Here is a 19,273-nt window from a genome sequence, read left to right as displayed (position 1 = left end):
AATGCCCCAGGGCCGTGCTGCCGACCAGCAACAGCACTATCGCAGGGCAATCCAGAGCAGTCGCCGTCCGTGAAGGGGACCGAACGTGGGCGCCTGCGACGCCCCCGACGCGCAGCACGAAGCGTGCGACGTTTTCAGCACCAGCTCTTGGCATGCCGTTCATAGGGGCTCACGCTTTAGGCTGGCGCTTGGTAGCGAGGTAAGGACGTATCAACCACGCAGGTATTGTCGAGCGGGCAGGCGGCGACACATTGCGGCTCGTCGAAATAGCCAACACATTCGGTGCATTTCGCCGCTTCAATCACAAAGTTCCCCCCCTTCTCCGAGATGGCAACGTTCGGGCATAAGGGTTCGCAGGCTGAGCAGCTCGTACACTGCGAGGCGATGATCTTGAATGGCACATATTCCCCCTTACGCCGCAGAGATCAGAGCGCCTTGCCGGATCGCGGCGTCGCCGCGCGGCGCGTGCTGGATCTCCCCGCGTTTCACCTTGTCCAGATAGGATCTGAACCAGGCGATCGCCGACTTTTCAATGAACTCATGGGCGAATCGATCGACCGGCTCGATCCCCGCCTTGATCAGATTGCTTTTCGGGCAGCCGCCGATCTTGGCCACGAAGACCGCATGGCAGTCATGGATGCCACGCATGATGGCGGAAAGCCTGTCCTCCTCGCCATAACCGCCCTGGCAGTAAACGTCCACGCGCCGGTGGCCGACGAATTTGGCGCCGGTTGTAGAAAGTTCGTACACCTGAAATTCCTTTGCATGCCCAAAGTGTTCGTTGATCAACCCCGAGCCCTTGGTTGCGACGGCCACCAGAAGAGTGATCGCGCTCATCTCTCCGGCCAATTCCGCAAGCTCCTTTTGGCCGGCCGCGACTTTGGCGGCACGCTCATCCTCTACCCTGTCCTGATAAGCCTTGCGCATCTCTAAGTCATATTGGACGTCCATTTTCATGACCTGATCGGTGGTGAACTCTGCGCTGCGATCCTCCCCGAGTAGACCGACCGCATCGGCGCGGCACTGGCGGCAATGCCGCATCATGTTTATCTCCCCTTCACAAGCATCTTGCAGCGTCTTCAATTCCTGCGCCGTCGGTCCGCGCTGACCGTTGAGGCCAAATACTGTGCCGTGCTCGGGCGCGGAGATCAGCGGCATGATATTGTGAAGGAAGGCACCGCGCGACTTCACCGCCTTGTTGACCTCGACCAGGTGGTCGTCGTTGATGTTTGGGATCATCACCGAGTTGACCTTGCACAGGATACCTCGTTCGCTAAGCATCTCGAGGCCTTGCAGCTGGCGATCGGTGAGTATCCTTGCCGCGTCGATGCCGGTGTAGCGCTTGTGGTTGAAGAAGATCCACGGATAGATCTTGGCGCCGATTTCGGGATCGACCATGTTGATGGTGATGGTGACGTGCTCAATTTTGGACCTGGCGATGGTATCAATATAGTCCGGCAGAGCCAGTCCATTGGTTGACAGACATAGCTTGATGTCGGGAGCCACCTTGGCGACCAGCTCGAACGTTTTGAACGTCTTTGCTGGATTGGCCAAGGGATCGCCGGGACCAGCGATGCCAAGCACCGTCATCTGCGGAATGGTGGTCGCGACCGCGAGCACTTTTCTTGCCGCCTGCTCAGGGGTAAGCTTCTTGCTCACCACACCCGGACGCGATTCATTGGCGCAGTCGTATTTTCGGTTGCAGTAATTGCACTGGATGTTGCAGGCTGGCGCGACCGCGACATGCATGCGGGCGTAATGATGATGCGCTTCTTCGCTGTAACAGGGATGGTTCTTGACCTTTTCCCAGATTTCGGTCGGCAGATCGGCTTGGCCGGCCCGCGAGCCGCAGCTCGCCTGCCCGGTCGTGGCCGAAGCGCAACAGCCCTTATGCTCGGCGGCGGGCTGCATCATCTTGCCGTTATCCACTGCAGCTTTGACATATTTTCCGCGTCCGACGACCGCGTTCATTTTCATTTTCCCTGCAGGCATCATCGGCCTCCCAGGACCATCCGTGAGCGAGCCTCAAGCAGCTGAGTAGCAACTTGCATGCCATGGCGGAGACGATGAAATTGCAGCCATACGCCAACGAGTTAGCGGAAACGATCGGCGCTGGCGCATGTAAGAACAGTAATGATGCGCGTGTTGACGATGCGACAGGTACGTCGTCATTCTCACGCAGAGCTCCATGACTTGCGCATTCATTCTCGCGCCAAGCTCGCCGGAACCCGACTCCATCTGAACGGGTTTTCTCGCGTTGCGGCTCTCACATATGCCGATACGAGCTGGGGGATGCGGGCTTCAGAAGGCCACTAATGGGTCAGCAGTATCTCAACCGCGCGAGGGAGCCCAATCGCAAGCGGCGTCAGGCCTTGCTCGAGTAGAAAGCGGAGCTCGTTGCGAGAGAGCGCGTCCGGATCAACGATCGCATAGTGGGTGTCGGCCGAGCGCTTGATGATCTGCCGCGCATAGCTACGCAACAGCTGGTCGTTGAAGCGACAGCCGATGAAGAGAAAGGTCTGTCCGGTTCGCCTTTCCTTGATGATGTCCGGAATTGGCGTCTGAATGTCGATTTCGGTCAACGCCTCGACATAATCAGCGTCGGAGACAAGGAAATTGTTGGCCGGCTGCACGCTGCCATGCGGCTTGTACAGCACCGTCGCCCAGCTGCCGGCCACGGCACTGTCGACCTCTTGGCCAACCGGATCGTAAAAGCGATACCAGCGATTCTCGCCAATACCTGCGCGGGTGATACCCTGCACTTCGCCCCATCCATCGCGCTTACCCAGCGCCGCGCGCATGGCGTCATCATACCACGCGTCTACTATGACGGGCAGCGACAGGGACGCAAGATGATGGTGCAACCGCGTCGGCTCGACTGGCCGAGCGAAAGCCTGTGTCATCAATGCGGTCACGGCGGACCGATGTTTGCTGATCTCGATATGCTGCGCCGACGCCCACGCATTGCCCCTAGCCCGCCGCGGCAGCGGAACCTTGCTGGCGAAGAAGCCGGCCAATGCCTCTGGTGTGGTCGGCACATCGGATCTGCACAGTTCGGCGAGGCCAGGACCGAGATAGGGAATAATGCTGGCGGCCCTCAGGCCGGCAGCGATGTCCACGAGAGTGGCCTTTGCATCGGCCGCATGGACAAAGTCGATCTGCGGGGGCGCCTTCACGGATCGTCCCCTTTCTCGCCTCGTTTTTTAGCGTTGATTGTGATCGGTAACCGTGTGTCGCTCGCCATCTCGGGCAAATCGAGCACCCAGCCATTGGCTACTTTGATCCAGCCGCCCCATAGCGTCTCGTACTCGGATTCCACGATTGGCTCTTCGAGATCCTTTTTTGGCACGTAGATCGACAGGCCCGCGTCCGGAGACCGGCGGATCATGATTTTCACGAAGTCAACTCCCCGACTGTGACGCAGGAGGTGGCGCGCAGGCGAGCCACGATGTCGGAAACTGCGCACACGACCTCATCGACCTCCGCGAGGGAGGTTTCACGCGACAGAGAAAAGCGTACCGCGCCGCGCATCCGCCACGCCGGCACCTGCATGGCACGCAGAACATGCGATGGCTGCATTGAGCCGGAGTTGCAGGCTGATCCGAGCGACACGGCGATGCCCGCCCGATTGAGATGGTGGGCGATGGCTTCGCCTTCGAGATGGTCGAAGGCAATGTTGGCCGTGTTCGCTAACCGATTGCTGATATCGCCGAGCGAAACGCACTCGCCATTGTGCAAAATTCCCTGCTCGAGGCGGTCGCGCAACGCGCCAATGCGAAGGCGCTCCGGTTCGAGCCGCTCCGCCGCAAGCTCGGCAGCCTTTCCCAGGCCGACGATGCCGGGAATATTCTCAGTCCCGCCGCGGCGCCCTCGTTCTTGTGATCCGCCGCAGATCAGCGGCCGGAATTTTGTCCCTTTGCACAAATATAGCGCGCCGATCCCCTTGGGACCGTGCAGTTTGTGGGCGGATAGCGACAGCATGTCGATCGCACTGTCCTTTAGGTTGACGCGCACCTTACCGATGGCCTGGACCGCATCGGTGTGAAACAGCGCGCCCGCCTCACGGGTCAACCCGGCCAGAAACTCCACAGGAAACATCGTTCCGGTCTCGTTGTTGGCCCACATAACCGAAGCAATCGCTGTGCGTGGCCCGAGCGCGCAGCGAAACGCCTCGATGTCGAGCCGGCCGCGGGAATCTACGGGTACGATGTGCGTCTTGACTCCTTTGGTCGCCAATTGCTCGGTTAGCGCAAGAACGGCGGAGTGCTCTACCGAGGTCGTGACGATCTCGTCGCGGTCCTCCTGCGTCGCAAGCGCAGAGAGGACCGCGGCATTATTGGCCTCGGTCCCTCCCGAGGTGAAAACGATTTCATGATCGCATGCGTTCCCTAGCAGGCCCCGCAAGCTACGCCGGGCCTGCCTCAGAGCGGCTGCGACCTCGCTGCCAAAGGCGTGCGTGGACGAGGCATTGCCGAATTGCTCGGTGAAGAACGGCAACATGGCTTGCACGACGGATGGATCGGTCCGCGTCGTTGCATTGTTATCGAGGTAAATCGGCACTCGATTTTCGCTCAATCCAATGCCTCGGCTGCAGCAGCAACGGGGATTAGTTTATCGACCAGCCGCGCCTGAATGCCGTCCAGCGTCACGCTCGAAAGCTTAGAGAACATACAGGCGCCGGTTAGCCTGATCATAATCCTGCCATCGATGCCGATCAGCTGACAGTCGCCACCGTCGCGTTGCAGATTGGGTCGGATCTCTTCGAGAGCGCCGCGAATACGACGCGCTCGGTCTGTCGCAGTGCACGACGATTGCCTCAGTTGTTCTTCGGCCTGCATGCTTCGATGTCTCCTCCTCATCAGCTGAACGATTTTTTCATCAGCTGAACGATTTTCCGCAGGAGCAGTTCGCGGTGGCGTTCGGGTTATGAAAGGTAAAGCCAGAGCTCTCCAGTGCCATCACGAAATCGATGGTCGTGCCGACCAGATGCTCGCGGCTCTTGTTATCGACGAACACCTTCAGCCCGTCGCGTTCGATCACGGTGTCGTCAGGCTTCGGTTCCTCGGCCAGATCCATCTTGTATTTGAATCCATTGCAGCCGCCTGGTTCGATCATAACGCGCAGACCGCCGCTCGGGTGGGTCGACGATGAAATCGCGCTCTTGATTGCATTCACTGCGCTATCCGTCAGATTGATCACGGCTTATCCTCATCAGCTTGGATTTAGCTGCCAAGGGCAAGTCACGTGCCAGCGTGCAGATGCTTGATGCTGCTCACTTTTTCGGATCGCGCCTGTTGGCTTTGGAACCGGTGTCGGGTTCCTGACGAGGCTATTTGAGGCGATCGCAGCCCACTGACGCGTTTTCTTTCTAAGCTACGCCGAAGGCCGCTACACATGCGACGGCAAGCAATTTGCATCGCATCCGGCACCGGCCAAGGCGTCGGTGAAGAGCTTAGATCGAGGACGACATTAATGACTGCAATCGAGAACACCGCACTCGGCAGACTTGAGAAGGAGGGCCGCCTGCTCAATGCCGTACTCAAAGGCGGGACGACCAAGCCGGGCCGGTTCGGCTTTCGCGGCGACGTCGCACTAAAATTCCAGACTCAAGTCGCGGATGAGAAACGGCCGCCGGACTATTCGATCGAGCAGGTGTTGACAATCGCGCAGGACGGAGAATGGACTATTCCGGTGCTGGCCGGCTACCTGCACTCCTTCGCGTATCTTGCTGACGTCGCGACCGTCCTTGACGGTGCCTTAAGCCCAAACGGCAGCTACTTCATGTTCTGCAACAACATAGATTTGCTAGCGAAATACCAAATCAAGCTCGGTGATATCAACTTCCACGTCCTACCGTGCGATGAATCCACCGTTTGGAAGGAGATGATGGACCTGGTCGGGCTCAACAAGGACGACATCAAGAAGCTCGATCCGGGCGGCAAGCTTGATTGCCTCCTCGATGCCGCAAGGGATCTCGATCTGTCCTATGAGGAGATCTCGTACGACGACGGGCTAACGAGGATAGAGCCCGTGAAAAACCGCAACGAGAACCGGCCGGTCTGAGCGCGGTCTTCAGTTGTTGGTCGATGCATCGTCTTCGACAAGACGCACGCCGAGGACACAGATATCACCATCCAGAACTGCCAACGCGATCGGTGTGAGCGCTCTACCTTGACATGGACCTTCGACGCACCGCCCGGTGCCGAGTTCGAAGGTCGAACCGTGCTTGCCGCACATCAGCCGGATACCGAATGGATCGAGGAATTCGTTCCGCTCCCAGTCCAAATTGACCCTGTTGTGCGGGCATTTATTGACATAGCCAAGCACCTTTTTGCCCCAGCGCACCACAATGATGGACCACGGCCGGTGAGTGCCGTCATCATCGACGACAATAAGATGAAATCCCATGGCCTGGCGGCTCGGAATGTGGTTAAAGCCGCAAATCGCATAGATGGCATCTGGCTGCATTCATCGCTCGTTTATTGCAAGACGTTCTTCACTGTCGCTGTGCAATCAATCCTGCAAGAACCGTACAAGTGCCGGAACGGCTCGCGTTTCTGGCAATCCAACGCAAGCTTCGCCATTGCCGCACACCTCATTGGCCCGGGCGCATAATTCAGACCAATTCGCACGAGCATTGAGCCTTGTTGCCCTTTCCATGCTGGCTGCGCAGCTGCAGCTTTCTCGCTCCAACCTTTCTCAGCTAAACGCGGTGGCTGGTCGTTGCTGCTCGTTGATCGCCACGCTGTGGAAGGCTCGGTTACGATGCCCTCGGATGGGGAATCCCACCGCGGCATCCCAAGTGCCTTCGCAGAAAGGTTGAACGCTCGCTTCCAGCCAGTGAGGGGCGCACGCGGCGAGCGTGTGCCTCCTTCAGGCTAAGACCGTTGCGCCCGCGCGTGGAACGGCGAAATGTCCGTCATTTCAGGCCCGGTGCTGCTGTTGCAGCCACTGTGCGCCACGCTCAGCCCCATAAGAGCGCGCTCCAAGTAAAATGAAGGGTTATCGTCCGAGGAATTCGTCTCGAAGCTTCCCTCAGTATCGATATCACTGCCTTCAGCTTTCGAAAGATACTTCGTAGGCCGGTCGACCCGCTGCCACGGAAACCAGAGAGCATGGCGCCGTTGTTTCGGATGACGACTCACCTGGCTCCATGCCTGCAACTGTTTCCGCAAAGCGCAGGCTATCTCCGCCTTCTCCCGATTCATTAGCTTGGCCAGCGCTTGTGGAGCAGAACTTCCGCCCGGTGCTTTTGCCGCGTGCTCGAGGCGTCCACAAACTCGCATACGCAATTGCACCGTCCATCCAATTCCGGCAGCGCCATCCGGTCCCCAGTGGAGAATTGCGGAGGACACAGGTGCCGCCATCACATGCAATTCAGCGCGATCGGCAATGATCGGGCAGACAATGTCCACGCCCGGCGCACCGCGGCCGATTTACGCTCCTGCCCATCCCGCAACCGGGCACGCCACAGGATAAGATGGGCACCATTGGCTCCGCAGGAACGTCCCCTACTTCGGAAACCAGCAATTCGCAATCTATGAAGACCACGAAGGCAGTTTGATCACCCGCCCAGCGTAAAGGCCAGGGCGCTTTCGCGATAACGTGGACCCTGCGATAGGAGAGCGATTAGCGAGCGGGGCGCCACTCAGTCGGTATGGCTTGCCTCGGGACTAAGCAGATCGTTCCGTCTTGCTGTTCAGTGAAAGATCGGGGCCATTCGAGCCCGCCGCCCGAGTCTCCGTTGCGGGTTTACCCGATCACCAACGAGTCTTCCTATATCTCGCCTGCTGGCTGCGAGAGAGAGAGAGAGAGAGAGAGAGAGAGAGAGAGAGAGAGAGAGAGAACGCCGCCCTCGCTCACGCAGCTTCCGCTGCGGCTGAAATGTGGGTCTGGCGTCCGCTGCGGCTGAAATGTGGGTCTGGCAGTTGGCCGGACAAACCCTGGCACATGCACCGCAGCCGATGCAAGCGCCCGAATCGTTCAGAACCATGATCTTCTTTTCGATTTCATCGTCCTCGTCATTGTCGAGGTCGACAAGTTCCCCCTCCTCGTTCATTCCTTTCAAGGTCATGACATCTCGACCGCACACCTTGAAACAGCGGCCACAGCCGATGCACTTCTTGCTATTGATCGAGATCAGATATTCTGGCGTCCAGTCGCGTCCATCGCGCGTTGCAAATGACATGGGTCGGGCCCCCTTTTAAGTATCTTCCAGCGCTTTCAAATCAAGGGTCTTGCGCTCAAGTTCGGCATAGGCATTGTGCGCCTTCTGCGCCACCACCATGATCGAGGTCCAGTTGACTGGCAATTCTTCCGAAAGGTCGTGCAGATCCATCTTGGCTTGTATCGCCTTGGCAGACAGCTTCTTTAGTTCTGTCTTCAGTGTTTCACGATCGCCCATGAGTGTCCTCAATAGTTCGCCACGTCCGGAAATTTCCGAATCAGGTCGATTCCGTCGCTGACATATTTGTCGCCCTCCTGCGCGAGCTTTACGAAATTATCGAAGCCGAAGCGATGCACATCGCGCAACTGCTTGTTTACGGCGATCAGCCGGCCTCCGATCAGCACCACGCGGCCGAAGCCTTCATGATGCAGCTTCAGAATCGGCTGGATCATCACGCCGGTCACCCTCTCGATCGAGAGCGCGACCGCATCGAAGAATAGCTCAAGCCGCCACAGTGTATCGGGATCAGGATCACCGATAATCGGCAATGCGCGCCGCTTCTCCTTGTCCAGAATATAGGGTTCGAGCAGGTCGAGATCGCTCTTCGCCTCCCAGGCTCCGTTGGTATCCTGAGCGCGCCAAATCTTGATCAACTCCATGAGGAACGGCGCGTCCACGGCACTGCCCTGCTGCTCTATTTTTGTGGTCATATCACCTCATTCGTCGAACTCGAACGTACGCCGTCGGTCCTTTGCCATGGCCTTGCGCAGCCAGGGAGGTGGCGTGCCCTTCAGTACGCGCTCGAGTTTTTCGAGCAACACCAGAATGCTTTCTGGCTTATTCACCTTGATAGGATGGATCTTGTTGGCCACCACTCGCGCAGCCCCGGCACCGCCAATGGCGGCGACGTAAAGGATTGCGCAATCCTTGATCGCCTCGATCTTCGGCGCCAACTTGTCGTCGTTGCCGTCTTCCTTAAGATCGCCCTCAAACTCAATCGCTTTGAGAAACACGTGCCCGCCAGGCGTGACATCGTAGATTGCGATATTCTTTGCCCAGCCAAAATGGGCATCGACGCGTCTCAGGTCTTGAGTGGCAAACGCGACCTTCATGCAGTCGACCTCTCAGCTGCGCCGGTGGAGCTGCGATACCCCGAGCATCGTGGCGATCCGGGCGCAGTCCGCCATCTATCGGGCGTAGGCCGATCGTTCTCCTCGCGGTGCGCAATCACGAGATTGGCGATATCGAAGATCAGATTGCGGGTACCACGATAGCCCACGGATAGTTGGTGGCCCGCGCCAAGTCGATCGAACATCGGAAAACCGGTACGATAGAACGGGACTTTCAGCCGAGCCGCCGCTTGCCTGCCATGCGAATGCGTGATCAGCAGGTCGCAATGCCTTGTTTCAGCAAGCCCTTCCAGATCCTCCAGATCGCCAATGAGTACCTCCTTGGTCTTGATCCGCTCGATCACCCCCGACTGAGTGGTCGTCACGGCCGCGGTCACCTGCGCGCCCATGTCGTGCAGCATGCCGGACAGATCAAACAGGAGGTCTGGCTCAGCGCCGATTGCAAGTTTGCGACCGCCAATATGGAAGTGCGCGTCCAGCATTGCATCGGCGAGCTGACCGCGCTGGCGCCGATATTTCAATGGTATGGGGCGGCCGCTGATCTCGCTCAAGAACATCATAAATTCGTCGTTCGGACAGAGACCACACAGCCGCTCGAAGACACGAAAAGGAACGCCCGTCTTGACCTGCATGACCTCTGCCGCTCGCTGCATCTGCGCGCCGATTGCAATCGTCCAACCGGCGCGGCCCATGCTCGCAATTTCGTCGACGCCGATGCCGCCGATGGTCGTTGGCGTAAACTCATCGGGGATATGCCCATCGAGCGATCCCGCCAGGTCAGGGAGGAAGGATGGGCACAACCCGAAATCCTCCAGTATGACGCGGAGTTCATCGAGGTCGCCGGGCGTGAGGTGACATCCCGGCAGAACATTCACCTTCGATTGATCCCGCAGGCCATTGGCGTTGGGCTCTCCCACCAGCACCTCCACAATGCGCGCCACAGCCCTCTCCCATCCGTCCTGGAACGCGCCCTTGAAATCAGGCGTCGAGACATACACCAGTGGCAACTTTGCGAGTTGCGGATGCTTGCTCCGGATTAGTTTGAGGTAGGCATCCACATCGTCGCCGTTGGTCTCAGTGACACCGGTCGAGCAGATTCCGATGATCTTTGGCTTGGCACGGTTGTAGATGTTCAGTATCGCCTGCTCGAGATTCTCATAGCCGCCGAGTACGGTCGCGACCTCACTCATCGCGGTGGTCTGCAGCGGTACTGCCTCTTTGAAATGCCGGACAAAGAGCGTGAGCCCGAAGGATGTGCACCCCTGGGAGCCGTGCAGAAGCGGCATCGCCCCGCGCAGCCCCATGAAGGCGAATGCGCCGCCGATCGGCTGACTCATCTTCAGCGGGTTGACAGCGCAGGCTTTTGTCGGCGCCGTGACGATGGCCATGACGCCTCCCTATTCTGCGGCCTGTCGAATGGCAGATGGCTCGGACACCAAGATACCTTCGATGCGTCTTTGGCAGCAGCCACCGACCGCATTGGTATGCTCTCTGACCGCTGCGACGCTCCTGAGGCCGTGCGCGTAGATTGCATCCTCGATCGTGCCCAGATCGACCTTGTTACACACGCAGATCTTCCTCGCGCGGCGCGCGGTTTCGGCGAGCGCCGGATCGCGGGCGATCGCGGCCACCGGCGATTGCATCTGCTCCATCGCCTTGGCCAATGCCTCCCATGGTGCCGGTCGACGTAGCTGCTCCCACATCGGACTGGAGAGCGACTTATCGATCTCCTCCACCAGCTTGACCATTCCGACATAGCCCATATAGGCGTGGCAACGCTCCTGGTTGATATCGAGCCAGGGCATCGCCGCTTTCAGCGCGACGAACTGCGACTTGCCGCCCGATAGCATGATGTCCGCGTTTGCGTCCTTCAGCATCTTATACATTTCGCGCGGCGTCATGTCCTCGATCATGTGGGCATCCTGCCCCATGAGCTCCTTGATGCGCTCTTTGTCTTTCCTGGTTGATTTCTTCACACTGGTTCCGACTACCTCAAGCCCGGCTTCCTGGAGTGCCGCAACGACCGACCATGACTTGACGCCGCCGGTAATCAACAAGGCCTTCTTGCCTTCGAATCGTGGCTTGTACGGCTCGATTGCAGCCCAGGCCCAAGCTTCCTCGCGCGCGATCACCGCTTCGGTGCGCCCGAGCAGATCTGTCGGCGCGCCGCGTTCAACCAATAAGCGGGCAAGCTGGCGCAGCGATTCGCTCGAGTCTTGAATACCGTAGAACGACCCCTCGAAGAACGGGATCCTGTAGCGTTGCTCCATCTTGCGTGCGACATTGATCATGGACTTTGAGCATACCAACATCGCCGCCCGCGCGCGATGAGATGAAGCGACTTCGCGATATTTGCCATCGCCGGAGATGCAGGAGAGAATCCGTACTCCAAGCTCGTCTAGCAATGGCTTCACCTGCCAGAGCTCTCCCGAAAGGTTGTATTCCCCGATCAGGTTGATATCGTACGGCGTGGTGTAGTCCGGTTCTTGCGTCCCGATCACATAGTCGAGCAAGGCCTCGCCAGCAAGCTTGTTACCGAGGTTCTTCGAGCCGACGAAGCCCGGGGAGTTGATCGGGATCACCGGCTTTGCGAACCTTTCAGATGCTGCCTTACAGACTGCGTTGATGTCGTCGCCGATCATCGCCGGGATGCAGGTTTGATAGACGAAGATGGCGGGCGGATCGCACTTGTCGATGATCTCCTTGATCGCTTTGCAGAGCCGCTTCTCGCCTCCGAATACAATATCGGTTTCGCTCAAATCGGTTGTAAATGCCGTGCGCCACAGATTCGAGCCGGACGACGCCGCGCCGCGATTGTCCCAGGAATTACCTTCGCACGCGATCGGACCATGCACCAAGTGAGCGACGTCGGTGAACGGCTGCAGCGCAATCTTGGCGCCATCGAAAGCACAGCCGCCGGCAGCGCTACCCGGCTGGAGCTGTTTGGTGCAGCCCTTCTTGCGTTCAGCCTCCGACTTACTGCCATTCTCGGCGCAGCCCGGCTCGTCGAAAATATTCTGGACCGTGGCCGCTAGTGAACTCATCCTTTTTTCCTCTCAGCGCGCACTAGTTACAAGGTCAACCGTCGTGTGCTTGTGCCATCGGAGCTAGGGCGATGGCGCGCGCACAGTCGCTCATCAACGAATGATGTCGAAGCTGTAGTCAGTTTTGCCGACAACGTTGGTCTTCTTGTCGATCTCGTCGAAGATCTTGTCCAGGATCTTCACCAGCACATTCAGGCCGCCCTGATAGCCCCATAGGGGGGAGCGGTGATGGTGATGCCGATCAAAAACCGGAAAGCCGATGCGGATCAGTGGCGTTCCAGTATCACGCTCCAGGTACTTGCCATAGGTGTTGCCAATCAGAAAATCGACCGGCTCGGTGAACAGGAGTGAGCGCATGTGCCAGAGGTCTCGGCCCGGGTATGCTTGGCAGCCCTGCCCAAATGGCGAGCTTGCGAGCAGCGCCTGCATTTTTTCGAGCCAGGCCTTGTTGCCGTTGGTGGACAGCACATGGGTCGGTTCGGCGCCCAGTTCGAGCAGAAACGCAGCCAACCCATAGCAAAGATCCGGATCGCCATAGATCGCGAACTTCTTGCCATGGATATGCGCGCTGGAGTCAGCGATGGCGTCGACCAGGCGGCCACGTTCTCGCGCGAGTTGCTCGGGGATCTCCTTGCCGCTGATGCGTGACAGCGCCATGATAACGTCATCCGTTGCGGATAAGCCCACCGGGTAGTTGAAGGATACAACGTCCTGGCCATGCTCAGCCACGAATGGCAGCGTTTTTTCGGTGCACCACTGCTGCATGGAGATTGTCGCCCCGGCGTGAACCGCGTTGGCCGCATCTTCCAGCGTCGTGCCACCGTCATACATCCGGAATTCGCCGTCTGTCGGAGTATCGAAGACTTCAGAATTATCGGCGAGGATCGTGTGGTGAATGCCCATCAACGCCAAGATGCGCTTGATCTCGCGGAGGTTTCCGACGGTATAGCCATCGAACCCACCAATGATGTTGATCGCCCCGTTCGGCTTGCGCTCCAGCTTCGGCGCTGTTCCGGCCTTGCCGTCCCAAAAATGCTCCAGAATGCCCTTGAGCGCATTGTCATAACCGGTGACGTGGCTGCCGACGAACGCCGGCGTGTGGGCGAACGGCACGTCGAAGTCCGCCGGAACAGAACCTTTTTCTTTTGACGTCTTGATGAAGGCGTTGAGGTCATCGCCGATCACCTCGGCCATGCAGGTCGTAGAGACCGCAATCATCTTGGGTTTGTACATGTTGTAGCTGTTCGCGAGCCCGTCGATCATGTTGTTCAGGCCGCCGAATACGGCAGCGTCTTCCGTCATCGACGAAGAGACGCAGGAGCTAGGCTCCTTGAAGTGCCGTGACAGATGGCTGCGGTAATAGGCCACGCAGCCTTGCGAGCCGTGGACGAAGGGCAGCGTGCCTTCAAAGCCAACAGAGGCGAACACGGCGCCAAGCGGCTGGCAGGCCTTGGCCGGGTTTACCGCCAGCGCCTCCCGCGCAAAGTTCTTTTCGCGATATTCGGCCGTTTTCGTCCATTCCTTGATACGTTCGACCTCGGCGGGATCGCGAGAATTCTCGAATATCTTCTTCTTGGCCAGCATCTGCTGGTATTCTGGACCGCGGAACAGTTCGAGATGATCGAGCACGTGTTCGGCACTCTGCGCCATTGTTGAAATCCTTCACTATCGAGATTGGTATCGCCCCGGCTTTCCCAGAGAGCGAGATGAGTTGCTTTATTCTGCAGCGAGGAGCTTGGCCCTCGAAGCTTCCTTCCAGGGGGCCTTCGTTTTCTTCCAGACCGGCGAGTTGACAGCCATGTCCATGTCGCGCGCAAAGATCGCAAAGCCGTCATAGCCGTGATATGGGCCCGAATAGTCCCAGGAGTGCATCTGCCGGAACGGCACACCCATCTTTTGGAAAACATATTTTTCCTTGATGCCCGAGCCGACAAGGTCAGGCTGGAGCTTTTCGACGAAGCGCTCGAACTCATAGCCATTGACGTCATCGTAGATGAGCGTGCTGTCCTTTACGTAGTGCTGAGCTGTGCGCTGATAGTCGTCGTTATGACCGAACTCGTATCCGGTGCCGATGACTTCCATCCCGAGGTCTTCGTATGCGCCAATCACATGACGCGGACGGAGCCCGCCGACGTATAGCATCACCGTCTTGCCCTCCAGGCGCGGGCGATATTTTGCGATAACGGCGTTCACCAGCGCCTGGTACTTTTCAATCACCCGCTCGGCGCCTTCCTTAATCTTGTCGTCGAAATAGCCCGCAATCTTGCGAAGCGATTCTGCGATCTTTGAAGGTCCGAAGAAGTTGTACTCGCACCACGGGATACCGAACTTCTCTTCCATGTGGCGTGAGATGTAGTTCATGGAACGGTAGCAATGCAGAATGTTGAGCTTTGCCCTCGGCGTTGCCTCGAGCTCGGCCAGTGAACCGTCACCGGACCACTGCGCGATCACCCGCAGGCCCATCTCCTCTAGCAGAATACGTGATGACCAGGCGTCGCCGCCGATATTGTAGTCTCCGATGATCGCAACATCGTACGGCGTCGGCTCAAACTTTGGTTTGCCGTCGGACTCGAGCCGGTCGAAAATCCAATCGCGCACCGCGTCGTTGGCAATGTGATGGCCTAGTGACTGCGACACGCCGCGAAAGCCCTCACAACGGACCGGCACGATGGTCTTGCCGCCGTATTCCTTGGATTTCGCTCTTGACACGGCCTCGATGTCGTCACCGATTAGTCCGATCGGGCATTCCGATTGGATCGTGATGCCGTTGTTGAGTGGAAACAGCTCCTGGATTTCGTCAAGAATTTTGACCAGCTTTTTGTCGCCACCGAAAACGATATCCTTTTCTTGGAAGTCGGAGGTGAACTGCAGGGTCACGAAGCTATCGATGCCCGTCGTGCCAACGTAATAGTTGCGTCGCGAGCCCCACGAATACTGTCCGCAGCCGACCGGGCCATGGCTGATGTGGACCATGTCCTTGATCGGTCCCCAGACTACCCCCTTTGACCCTGCATAGGCGCAGCCTCTGATCGTCATCACGCCAGGTATGGATTTGATGTTGGACTTCACTCCGCAGTCTGACTTGCCGGCTTGGTGAACGTTGAGGTGCTTGGCACGCCGTTTCGCGGTTTTCTCCGGATAGACCTTCAGCACCTCTTCGATCAGCTCTTTGTTGCGAGCCCTGATTTCTGCGATGCTCTGGGTCGTGGCGAGACTCATCTGATGTCCTTCAAAGGTTAGCTGTTGCAAGGGCGGCTTCTTGGCCGAGAGTTTTGCAACCGGCATGCCAGCGCGTCCTGAGCACATAAAAGCAGAGCGATTAAAATCGCTTAGCGCGTCTCTTGCCGGGGCACGGGGTGTTGTTGCGAACGCGACATCACGCTTTGGGCGGAGAACTCTTGGTTTGGCCCTGTCCGAAATAGAACAAGGGCCGGCTATGCGTGAAATTTGCCGCGCCCAATTCTCGATCGCGTCCACGATCGCTGAAGGCGCCGTAACAGGAAGACCGGCTGCAAGGCCGGCTGGCCGACACAGGCCTGCCCATACTATCTATGGTTGCCGAGACCTACAGGTGCTGCGATGACGATGAGGTGCACGACCATCATCCACCAGACCTCAACGCGAGCTGCCTCGCCACCTGGACGTCGTAGAGGGACGCACCGCACGTCGTCAGCACGCCGAAGCGCTTGCGCAGCGGCATCGCACATTGGATCCCCCCGCACCGCTACACCGGCGCGGTCGATGACGGTGGCAATATCATGCGCATGCGCACCCCTCATATCAAAGGAAATGATCGGCCCCTTTTCGGCGGAGCTCCGATCATGCGCACGCAGTTGATGTCCGCCAGCCTCTCCTGCGCGTAAGGGAGCAGTACGCTCTCGTGCCTGCGGATCTGGACCTTGCCTATTGAATTGATGTAATCGATAGCCGCGCCTAAACCGATGGCCTCGACGATCGGCGACATACCCGCTTCGAACCGGTGTGGCGGATCACCATAAATGACGCCGGAACGCGAGACCTCGCGGATCATCTCTCCGCCCGCCATTGAGGGGCGACATCGATTCCAGATGCGCAGATTTGCCCTAAAGCACACCGATCCCCGTCGGATCATAGAGTTTGTGGCCTGTCATGACGTAGAAATCGCAATCAATGTCGCAGACGTCGGCGCTCATATGGACGCATCCTTGCGAACCTTCGACGCAGCACCGAGATACCACGAGCATGCGCGATCCTCACCACGCCTTTCACCGGCAAGACTGTGGCAAGCACGTTCGACATTTGTGTGGTTGCAACCATCTTTGGTGCGCGGGGTCAGCAGTCGCTCACACTTACCGCGCAAGACGTTTCCGTCATCATCCACTGGCCCCCATTTGATCCCTGCACCGAGTCGTTCCCTGAGAAAATGCCATGGCACAATGTTGGAGTGGTGTTCCATAATCGAGAGAACGATCTCATCACCCGGGGTAATGCGTTCACGGCCAAAGTCTTATCGACCAGATTGATTGCCTCCGTGGCGCTCCAGGTGAAGATGATCTCTTCGTTTAAGTGCGCGTTCACAAGCCGCGCCACCTTGGTACGGGCGCCTTCATACGCCTCGGTCGCCGCGTTTTAGCGAGGTAGTGCAAGCCGCGACGAACGTTGGCGTATTCGCTGGAGTACACCTGTATCATAAGGTCAAGTACCGCGTTGGGCATTTGTGCGGATGCAGCGTTATCGGGTGACAAGCGGCTTGCGGTACACCGTCATAGCCGCGCGGGGAAGTCCGTACCCAGACGCTTGACCTCGTAACTATCATCGCTCATCGCGGGATGAGCGCTCATCGCCACCCCTGCAGCCAGTGTTCAGCTTGCGCTGTCACAAAATCGCGCAGATTCTTGGCGGCGATCCCCTCAATCGACTCGCCAAGGAACGCTTTAATCAGCAACATCTGCGCATCCTTCTCCGATAGACCCCGCGCGCGCAGATAGAATACGAGAGCGTCGTCCAGCGCACCCGATGTCGCTCCGTGGCCGCAGGTCACGTCGTCGGCCAAGATGTCAAGTTCGGGCTTATTATCGGCCTCGGCCTGGTCGGACAGGAGCAACGCGCGCGTCGTCAGGGTGGCGTCCGTCTTCCTGGCGGCGGCACGAACGACGATTCGGCCCTGAAACACCGAGCGGCCGCAATCATCGACGACCGCGCGGAACCTCTCCCGACTGGTGCAATGTGGCACGGCGTGGTCGACCACGAACGTTGTGTCGGCGTGCAGCTTGTCCCTGATGAGATTAACCCCGTTAGCCGAGAGCTCGGCTTCCTCGCCGGCCAGCGTGATGAATCCCTGATAGCGACTGACGGAGCCGCTGCAGGTCATGCTGAAGAGGTCGAGCTTAGCCCTGGCGCCGACTGCTATGATCGCCGACGAGATGTTCACGGCGTCAGAGGCATCGGCTGCCACGCGGATAAGCGACAGGCTCGCCTCGTCACCAACCAGGGCGATTATCGCATCGTTGGCTTGATAGCCGCTCGCGCCTTCAGCCGGGACGAAACTTTCCACGATGGACGCATGCGCTCCTTTACCGAGCTGCAGATAGGAGCGTGTAAACGTGGACACCGACACTCCGGTTGCGACGTGAACGATCTGAATTGGACGCTTCACCGCATTGCCATCTGCGATCGTAATCACCAGGCCATCTGTCGCCATTGCGGCATTGAGCGAGATCGCCGCATCGCTAGTCGTCGACAGCACCAGACCGGCCATGGCCCCAGTGGCGGAATTCTCCAGAACCTCTCGCAGCGACCGCACATCGATTTTATTTTCCAGCCTGCCGAGATCGGATAGCTCTGGCGCGAATTTGCCATCCACCAAAACCAGCTTGACCGCCTGATCGGCGGCCACTTGCTTGGCCGACGCCTTTGCACGCACCAGCGCCTTCGCATCCGGTCGCGGAGCGAGTGGCAGCACCTCGCCGATCAGGGCGCGCAGATCGGTGAATTTCCAATCCTCCATGCGCCGGTGCGGGAGGCCGGCACGCTCGTAGGCCTCGAATGCCCTGGCACGGATGTGGGGGACAGCGCCTACGCCAGGCAGCTGTCCACGCGCCGCAGCGAAAACATTGCCCATGGCGCGTCCGGCGTCAGCTTTGGCCATAACCTGCTTCATCGGGGAATTCTCCCTAGAGCCGTCAGGCCGCGTCTTCGAATTGGGCGTAGCCACCAGCCTCGAGCTCCAGCGCGAGTTCCTTGCCGCCGCTCTTCCTGATCCGCCCTTTCGCCATCACGTGCACAACGTCCGGCACGATATAGTCGAGAAGCTGCCGATAGTGAGTAATCACGATCATCGCTCGTTCCGGCGAACGCAAGGCGTTGATGCCGCTGGTGACGATACGCAGCGTGTCGATATCAAGGCCGGAATCGATCTCGTCCTGGATGCACAGACTCGGCTCGAACAACGCCATCTGCAAAATTTCGTTGCGCTTCTTCTCGCCGCCGGAGAAGCCGACATTGACGCCGCGCTTGAGCATGTCATGGGGAATGTTGAGCGAACCGGCCACCTCCCGGACTCTTTTCAGAAATTCGGGGGTGGAGAGTTCCTGTTGGTCGCGCGCCTTGCGCTGTGCGTTTAGTGCCGCCCGCAGGAAGTTCACGGTGGTCACGCCGGGGATCTCGACCGGATACTGGAATGCCAGGAACACGCCCTTGGCGGCGCGTTCATTTGGCTCCATCCTCAAGAGGTTCTCGCCCCTGAACAGGATTTGTCCGCCGGTGATCTCATAGCCTGGCTTACCGGCGATGACGTGCGAGAGCGTCGACTTGCCGGAGCCGTTCCGCCCCATGATCGCGTGCACCTCACCCGCATTGACGTTAAGATCGAGGCCGCGAATAATTTCGTGGTCTTCGATACCAACATGCAAATCTCGGATTTCGAGTAGCGCCATTCTGATCTGATCCCTGAA

Annotated in this window: 19 protein-coding genes and 2 pseudogenes; 1 reads left to right on the top strand and 20 read right to left on the bottom strand. The window is 58.5% G+C overall.

Annotated features, from left to right (window positions below; translation table 11 throughout):
* Positions 1–176 precede the first annotated feature (176 nt).
* The 7 genes from XI08_RS08680 to XI08_RS08650 form a co-directional block, all read right to left on the bottom strand.
* Positions 177–401 (bottom strand): 4Fe-4S binding protein, encoded by a 225-nt coding sequence (locus XI08_RS08680; RefSeq protein WP_271566389.1) that lies wholly within the window; start codon positions 399–401, stop codon positions 177–179.
* Positions 402–411: 10 nt separating this feature from the next.
* Positions 412–1,971, bottom strand: coding sequence for a nitrogenase cofactor biosynthesis protein NifB (gene nifB / locus XI08_RS08675; RefSeq protein WP_271574112.1), 1,560 nt, complete (start codon positions 1,969–1,971; stop codon positions 412–414).
* Between the two features lie 341 nt (positions 1,972–2,312).
* Positions 2,313–3,176, bottom strand: coding sequence for an SIR2 family NAD-dependent protein deacylase (locus XI08_RS08670; RefSeq protein ID WP_271574111.1), 864 nt, complete (start codon positions 3,174–3,176; stop codon positions 2,313–2,315).
* A complete protein-coding gene (gene nifT / locus XI08_RS08665; RefSeq protein ID WP_097669282.1) occupies positions 3,173–3,397 on the bottom strand; it encodes a putative nitrogen fixation protein NifT in 225 nt (74 codons plus the stop codon). The genes XI08_RS08670 and nifT overlap by 4 nt, the downstream gene beginning before the upstream one ends.
* Entirely contained in the window at positions 3,394–4,575 is a 1,182-nt protein-coding gene (gene nifS, locus XI08_RS08660) for a cysteine desulfurase NifS (RefSeq protein ID WP_271574110.1), read from the bottom strand. The genes nifT and nifS overlap by 4 nt, the downstream gene beginning before the upstream one ends.
* Entirely contained in the window at positions 4,572–4,838 is a 267-nt protein-coding gene (locus XI08_RS08655) for a NifU family protein (protein WP_271574109.1), read from the bottom strand. The genes nifS and XI08_RS08655 overlap by 4 nt, the downstream gene beginning before the upstream one ends.
* Before the next feature lie 40 nt (positions 4,839–4,878).
* A complete protein-coding gene (locus tag XI08_RS08650) occupies positions 4,879–5,199 on the bottom strand; it encodes a HesB/IscA family protein (RefSeq protein WP_271574108.1) in 321 nt (106 codons plus the stop codon).
* Between the two features lie 273 nt (positions 5,200–5,472).
* Here XI08_RS08650 and XI08_RS08645 point away from each other — a divergent pair, with 273 nt between their 5' ends.
* Positions 5,473–6,063 carry a hypothetical protein gene (locus XI08_RS08645; RefSeq protein ID WP_271566395.1) on the top strand — a complete coding sequence of 197 codons (591 nt, stop codon included), beginning with the start codon at positions 5,473–5,475 and terminating at the stop codon, positions 6,061–6,063.
* Positions 6,064–6,072: 9 nt separating this feature from the next.
* On the opposite strand, the gene XI08_RS08640 is transcribed toward XI08_RS08645, so the two are convergent.
* The 13 genes and pseudogenes from XI08_RS08640 to sufC form a co-directional block, all read right to left on the bottom strand.
* A complete protein-coding gene (locus XI08_RS08640; protein ID WP_271574107.1) occupies positions 6,073–6,468 on the bottom strand; it encodes a Rieske (2Fe-2S) protein in 396 nt (131 codons plus the stop codon).
* Positions 6,469–6,878: 410 nt separating this feature from the next.
* Complete coding sequence (locus tag XI08_RS08635; RefSeq protein ID WP_271574106.1) at positions 6,879–7,415, bottom strand: hypothetical protein; 537 nt, start codon at positions 7,413–7,415, stop codon at positions 6,879–6,881.
* Positions 7,416–7,903: 488 nt separating this feature from the next.
* Positions 7,904–8,188, bottom strand: a pseudogene (gene fdxB, locus XI08_RS08630) (ferredoxin III, nif-specific); the annotation flags it as partial.
* 15 nt (positions 8,189–8,203) lie between these two features.
* Complete coding sequence (locus XI08_RS08625) at positions 8,204–8,404, bottom strand: CCE_0567 family metalloprotein (RefSeq protein WP_097669289.1); 201 nt, start codon at positions 8,402–8,404, stop codon at positions 8,204–8,206.
* A gap of 8 nt (positions 8,405–8,412) precedes the next feature.
* Positions 8,413–8,877, bottom strand: coding sequence for a NifX-associated nitrogen fixation protein (locus tag XI08_RS08620; RefSeq protein WP_271566396.1), 465 nt, complete (start codon positions 8,875–8,877; stop codon positions 8,413–8,415).
* A gap of 6 nt (positions 8,878–8,883) precedes the next feature.
* Complete coding sequence (gene nifX / locus XI08_RS08615) at positions 8,884–9,279, bottom strand: nitrogen fixation protein NifX (protein ID WP_097669291.1); 396 nt, start codon at positions 9,277–9,279, stop codon at positions 8,884–8,886.
* Positions 9,276–10,685: a nitrogenase iron-molybdenum cofactor biosynthesis protein NifN gene (gene nifN / locus XI08_RS08610; protein WP_271566397.1), complete on the bottom strand. Its 1,410-nt coding sequence runs from the start codon at positions 10,683–10,685 to the stop codon at positions 9,276–9,278. The genes nifX and nifN overlap by 4 nt, the downstream gene beginning before the upstream one ends.
* 9 nt (positions 10,686–10,694) lie before the next feature.
* On the bottom strand, positions 10,695–12,341 hold the full coding sequence (gene nifE, locus XI08_RS08605; RefSeq protein ID WP_161533242.1) for a nitrogenase iron-molybdenum cofactor biosynthesis protein NifE: 1,647 nt from the start codon (positions 12,339–12,341) through the stop codon (positions 10,695–10,697).
* 93 nt (positions 12,342–12,434) lie between these two features.
* Complete coding sequence (gene nifK / locus XI08_RS08600) at positions 12,435–13,991, bottom strand: nitrogenase molybdenum-iron protein subunit beta (protein ID WP_271574105.1); 1,557 nt, start codon at positions 13,989–13,991, stop codon at positions 12,435–12,437.
* A gap of 66 nt (positions 13,992–14,057) precedes the next feature.
* A complete protein-coding gene (gene nifD / locus XI08_RS08595; RefSeq protein ID WP_097669312.1) occupies positions 14,058–15,560 on the bottom strand; it encodes a nitrogenase molybdenum-iron protein alpha chain in 1,503 nt (500 codons plus the stop codon).
* A gap of 433 nt (positions 15,561–15,993) precedes the next feature.
* Positions 15,994–17,161 (bottom strand): annotated as a pseudogene (locus XI08_RS08590) (cysteine desulfurase); the annotation flags it as partial.
* A complete protein-coding gene (gene sufD / locus XI08_RS08585) occupies positions 17,158–18,480 on the bottom strand; it encodes a Fe-S cluster assembly protein SufD (protein ID WP_097669295.1) in 1,323 nt (440 codons plus the stop codon). The gene sufD and the pseudogene XI08_RS08590, both read right to left, overlap by 4 nt.
* Before the next feature lie 22 nt (positions 18,481–18,502).
* Positions 18,503–19,255: a Fe-S cluster assembly ATPase SufC gene (gene sufC / locus XI08_RS08580; protein ID WP_097669296.1), complete on the bottom strand. Its 753-nt coding sequence runs from the start codon at positions 19,253–19,255 to the stop codon at positions 18,503–18,505.
* Between the last annotated feature and the right edge of the window lie 18 nt (positions 19,256–19,273).

The sequence above is a fragment of the Bradyrhizobium sp. CCBAU 11361 genome (genome assembly GCF_028128935.1).
GTDB lineage: Bacteria > Pseudomonadota > Alphaproteobacteria > Rhizobiales > Xanthobacteraceae > Bradyrhizobium > Bradyrhizobium niftali.
The sequence above is the reverse complement of the archived record's forward strand: the minus strand, read 5'-3'. Positions and strand labels throughout refer to the sequence as shown.